Below are 1,721 nucleotides of genomic sequence, written 5' to 3'. Positions count from 1 at the left end.
GCCGCTCTGGCTGCATCTGCTGGTCTGGATTCCGCTGGCTGTCGTGCTGTGCCTGGCGGCGCTGAGGCTGATCAAAGGCGTGCTGCTGACGCTGCAATACCGCAACAAGGCGGCCGAAGGCCGGTTGGATCGCGGCGAATGAGCGAGGCAACCGTTAAAGCCGATGGCCGATCGCGGCCTAGGACGGCATTGCTGCTCGGCCTTGGCCTTGTGCTGTTCCTGATCCTGCTGGCGCTCGGCACCTGGCAGGTGCAGCGCCTTTATTGGAAGGAAGGCCTTCTGCAGACCATCGACCAGCGCACTCATTCAGCGCCGCGGCCGCTGGCCGAGGTCGAGAAAGAATTCGCAGCCACCGGGGACGTCGATTATACGCCCGTCGCCGTCACCGGGACGTTCCTGCATCAAGGCGAACGGCATTTTTACGCGACCTGGGAGGGTGATGCCGGCTTCAATGTCTACACGCCGCTGGCGCTCGACGACGGCCGCTTCGTCCTGATCAATCGCGGCTTCGTGCCTTACGATCTGAAGGACGCCGCCAAGCGCGCCAAGGGACAGGTGACCGGCAGAGTGACGGTCACGGGGCTCGCTCGCAACCCCCTGCCAGCAAAGCCGTCGATGATGCTGCCCGACAACGATGTGGCGAAGAACATCTTCTACTGGAAGGACCGCGACGTCATGGCGGCGAGCGCGGGCCTGCCGGCTGGGTTCACGCTGGTGCCGATCTTCATCGACGCAGACAAGACGCCAAATCCAGGCGGATTGCCGGTTGGCGGCGTCACCATCATCGACCTGCCGAACAGCCATCTGCAATATGCCGTCACCTGGTACGGGCTTGCCGCCACGCTCGCCGCCGTGCTCATCCTGCGGCTTCGCCGCCCCGCGAAAGAGGAATGAATGCGAGCGACGCCCCCTTTCTACCGATGCCCTTGACAGGGCAGGGGTGCGCACCTCATTTCGGCTTTGATCAACCGGCCCGGATTTAATGCTTCAGACAACCACCAAACCACCTCTGACGATCCGGCTCTGCCAGCCGCGCGGTTTTTGCGCCGGTGTCGACCGTGCCATCCAGATCGTCGTGCTGGCGCTGAAGAAATATGGCGCGCCGGTCTACGTCCGCCATGAAATCGTGCACAACCGCTACGTCGTCGAGGGGCTGCAAAGCCTTGGCGCCGTCTTCATCGAGGAACTCTCCGAGATCCCGGCCGAACATCGGCAGTCGCCCGTCGTGTTCTCGGCGCATGGCGTGCCGAAATCGGTGCCGGCGGATGCGAAGGCGCGCAATCTCTTCTATCTCGATGCCACCTGCCCGCTGGTGTCGAAGGTCCACAAGCAGGCGATGCGCCATCAGCGGCTCGGCCGTCATGTGCTGTTGATTGGTCACGCCGGACATCCCGAGGTGATCGGCACCATGGGCCAGCTCCCGGACGGAGCGGTGACCCTGATCGAAACCGAAGCCGATGCCGCAAAGCTCTCGCCCACCGATCCGCAGGCGCTAGGCTTCGTTACCCAGACCACATTGTCGGTCGAGGACACCGCCGGCATCATCCGCGCCTTGCAGGATCGCTTTCCGGCGCTGCAGGCGCCAGCGGCGGAATCGATCTGCTATGCCACCACCAACCGCCAGGAAGCCGTCAAGGACACCGCGCCGGGCGCCGATCTCTATCTGATCGTCGGCGCGCCGAATTCCTCCAATTCGCGACGACTTGTCGAAGTGGCGGAGC

3 protein-coding genes are annotated in these 1,721 nt (G+C 63.8%); all 3 read left to right on the top strand.

Annotation, left to right across the window (positions count from 1 at the left end):
- A partial coding sequence (locus tag EN884_RS35010; protein ID WP_128361087.1) for a DUF983 domain-containing protein occupies positions 1-142 on the top strand: 142 nt, incomplete at its 5' end.
- Positions 139-894 (top strand): SURF1 family protein, encoded by a 756-nt coding sequence (locus EN884_RS35005; RefSeq protein WP_063167682.1) that lies wholly within the window; start codon positions 139-141, stop codon positions 892-894. The genes EN884_RS35010 and EN884_RS35005, both read left to right, overlap by 4 nt.
- Before the next feature lie 88 nt (positions 895-982).
- A partial coding sequence (gene ispH, locus EN884_RS35000; protein WP_128361086.1) for a 4-hydroxy-3-methylbut-2-enyl diphosphate reductase occupies positions 983-1,721 on the top strand: 739 nt, incomplete at its 3' end.

Origin of the sequence: Mesorhizobium sp. M7A.F.Ca.AU.001.01.1.1, assembly GCF_004022735.1 — a bacterium.
Lineage (GTDB): Bacteria > Pseudomonadota > Alphaproteobacteria > Rhizobiales > Rhizobiaceae > Mesorhizobium > Mesorhizobium ciceri.
The sequence above is the reverse complement of the archived record's forward strand: the minus strand, read 5'-3'. Positions and strand labels throughout refer to the sequence as shown.

Coding starts and splice junctions, on each gene's coding strand:
- EN884_RS35005 (WP_063167682.1), top strand. CDS start 139: ATGAGCGAGGCAACCGTTAAAGCCGATGGCCGATCGCGGCCTAGGACG.